Source organism: Streptomyces colwelliae, from assembly GCF_048158785.1.
GTDB lineage: Bacteria > Actinomycetota > Actinomycetes > Streptomycetales > Streptomycetaceae > Streptomyces.
In genome coordinates, this window is the sequence record NZ_JBLTJC010000674.1 from 1 (window position 1) to 2,692 (window position 2,692).

Here is a 2,692-nt window from a genome sequence, read left to right on the forward strand (position 1 = left end):
GGGAGAGAGTCCGGGAACGGCCTGAGCGCGGCGCACACACGCGCGCCGCGCTCAGCACAGGCAAGGGAGACGACTCGCAGGCCGGCTCCCGGGCTCCCGGCTCCCGGAGGGACCCGCGGAGGGGGTCGTAGATCTACTTCTACTCCTCGACCGTAAGTCCCCTGCGCAGCCGCACCAGGGTCCGCGACAGCAGTCGCGACACGTGCATCTGCGAGATGCCCAGCTCGTCGCCGATCTCCGACTGCGTCATGTTGGCGACGAAGCGCAGGGAGAGGATCTGCCGGTCCCGGGACGGGAGTTCGGCGATCAGGGGCTTCAACGACTCGACGTACTCGATGCCTTCGAGTCCGTGGTCCTCGTAGCCGATACGGTCCGCGAGGGCGCCCTCGGAGTCGTCCTCCTCCGGCTGCGCGTCAAGTGAGCTGGCCGTGTAGGCATTTGACGCCGCCATGCCCTCGACGACCTCCTCCTTGGAGATCTTCAGGCGCTGCGCCAACTCGGCCACGGTGGGGGCGCGGTCGAGTTGCTGGGCCAGTTCGTCGCCGGCCTTGGCCAGGTCGAGCCGGAGTTCCTGAAGCCGGCGCGGGACGCGCACGGACCACGAGGTGTCGCGGAAGAAGCGCTTGATCTCACCGACGATGGTCGGCATCGCGAAGGTCGGGAACTCGACGCCGCGGCTCATCTCGAAGCGGTCGATCGCCTTGATCAGGCCGATGGTGCCGACCTGGATGATGTCCTCCATCGGCTCGCTGCGCGAGCGGAAGCGGGAGGCGGCGAACTTGACCAGCGCGAGGTTGAGTTCGACGAGGGTGTTGCGGACGTACGAGTACTCGTGCGTGCCTTCCTCGAGCGATTCGAGCCGCTCGAAGAGGGTCTTGGAGAGCGCCCGTGCGTCTACGGCGCCGACCTCGTCGTACGGGGGGATCTCGGGGAGCCCCTCGATGGGATTGGGATCCAGTTGTGCCGGTGGGGGTGTCGACGTCGCTGTCGGGGTAGGCGATGCGTCGAGCCGGGGTGACATGGCGTCCTCCATCGTTCTCGGCATATGGCTGCCGAAGCCGGTGCGTGCACTGCGGAGTGCGGCGCCTCCAAAGCCGTCGTGTCGGTCGGTCGGTCGTATCGACAGTCGGGGCGAGAGCCGGTCGGTGGCCGGACTTGTCCGTCGTATCGAATGTCCAAATACTTGTCTCTACTAGCCCTACCCGTTTTCCGGAGCCCGCCGCAAGTGCGCTGTGCACCCATATGTCCCTTTGTGGGCGGTTGTTCGGGTGTTGGAGAGTGTGAGGAAGGCGTAGTGTTCCAGGGCGAACGTCAACAGCCACGACCTCGGGAGAGAGAGACGGCATGGACCGCGGCACGGTCGGCAGCGCACAGTCTGGCCGGCTTCTGGTCGAGGTGCGGAAACAGGGCCTCAGCGCTGTCGTGACACCGGCGGGTGAGTTGGATCACCACACCGCCGATCTGTTGCGCGAACCGCTGGAGGACCTGCTCGCCCATGGGTACGCACGGCTCGTCGTGGACTGCTCACGGCTGGAGTTCTGCGACTCCACGGGCCTGAACGTACTGCTCGGCGCGCGCCTGAAGGCGGAAGCCGCAGATGGCGGGGTGCACCTCGCGGGGATGAAGCCCGCGGTGGCGCGCGTGTTCGAGATCACAGGGGCGGAAGCGGTCTTCACCGTCCACGACACCCTCGCGGCCGCCCTCGCCGACGAGTCCGGCTGAGCCCCGTTCTCCCCGTGTGACCGGCGGATTCCCCGTGCCTCGTCTTCCGTGCCGAGTAAGGGGTGTTTTGCCGGTTCGCTCGGGCAGGAGAACATCTGAACCTGTCGAGACCCCGAGCGACGAAATCGCTCCTGATCCACGTACTGACTCTTGAACACGTACCGACTGACTCTTGAACACGTACCGACTCTTGAATCGTGAACCGGTGAATCGGTGAGGTGAAGCGCTGATGAGCACCACCCGGCCCTACCCGCCGGGCGACCGCCCGGAGTCCGGTGGCGCCGCGGAGGCGCCCGCCGGAGGCGCTGCCGTGCCGTCCGTCGGGGACGACGCCGAACCGGCCGTGGGCCGGAACACCCGCAGGCTCAGTTTCGCGGGCGAGAGCGGGGTCGTACCACTGGCCCGCGACTTCGCCCGCCAAGCTCTGTACGCCTGGGGCTGGCTGCCCGCCGAGGGCGCCGACCGGCGCGCCGCCGCCGAGGACGTGCTCCTCGTCGTCTCCGAACTGGTCACCAACGCCTGCCTGCACGCCGAAGGCCCGGACGAGATGTGGATCACCTGCGACAACAAGGTGATCCGGGTCGAGGTCTCCGACCGCGGCACGGGCCAGCCCGCCCCCAGAACCCCGCACCGCGCGGGCCGCCCCGGCGGCCACGGCATGTTCATCGTGCAGCGGCTGTGCCTGGACTGGGGGGTCGTCCGCGCCCCGGGAGTCACCGGCAAGACGGTCTGGGCGGAACTGGGCGCACCTGCCTAGCCCGTCCCCATGGGCTGACCGGCCAATCGGCCGATCGGCTGTTCCATGGGGCTGAGAAATTCGTTTCCCCGCCCGCCGACCCGGTCCTACGCTCGTCCCCAACGCGCTGACGGAGACGAGTACCCCGGGTCCCGCGAGCCGAGAGAGCCGCCGACGCTGTGAAGGCGGCCTCGCACCCCGGGCGAATCCCCTCCCGAGCGCGGGGAGGAACGG

3 protein-coding genes are annotated in these 2,692 nt (G+C 68.4%); 2 read left to right on the forward strand and 1 reads right to left on the reverse strand.

Features of this window, described 5'->3' with window-relative positions:
- Nucleotides 1-139: 139 nt before the first annotated feature.
- Nucleotides 140-1,021, reverse strand: coding sequence for an RNA polymerase sigma factor SigF (locus tag ACNFOC_RS53015; RefSeq protein ID WP_416966112.1), 882 nt, complete (start codon nt 1,019-1,021; stop codon nt 140-142).
- Between the two features lie 323 nt (nt 1,022-1,344).
- Between ACNFOC_RS53015 and ACNFOC_RS53020 the strand changes: the two genes are divergently transcribed.
- Both ACNFOC_RS53020 and ACNFOC_RS53025 read left to right on the forward strand, forming a co-directional pair.
- Complete coding sequence (locus ACNFOC_RS53020) at nt 1,345-1,722, forward strand: STAS domain-containing protein (RefSeq protein WP_416966113.1); 378 nt, start codon at nt 1,345-1,347, stop codon at nt 1,720-1,722.
- 229 nt (nt 1,723-1,951) lie between these two features.
- A complete protein-coding gene (locus ACNFOC_RS53025) occupies nt 1,952-2,479 on the forward strand; it encodes an ATP-binding protein (protein WP_416966114.1) in 528 nt (175 codons plus the stop codon).
- Nucleotides 2,480-2,692 lie beyond the last annotated feature (213 nt).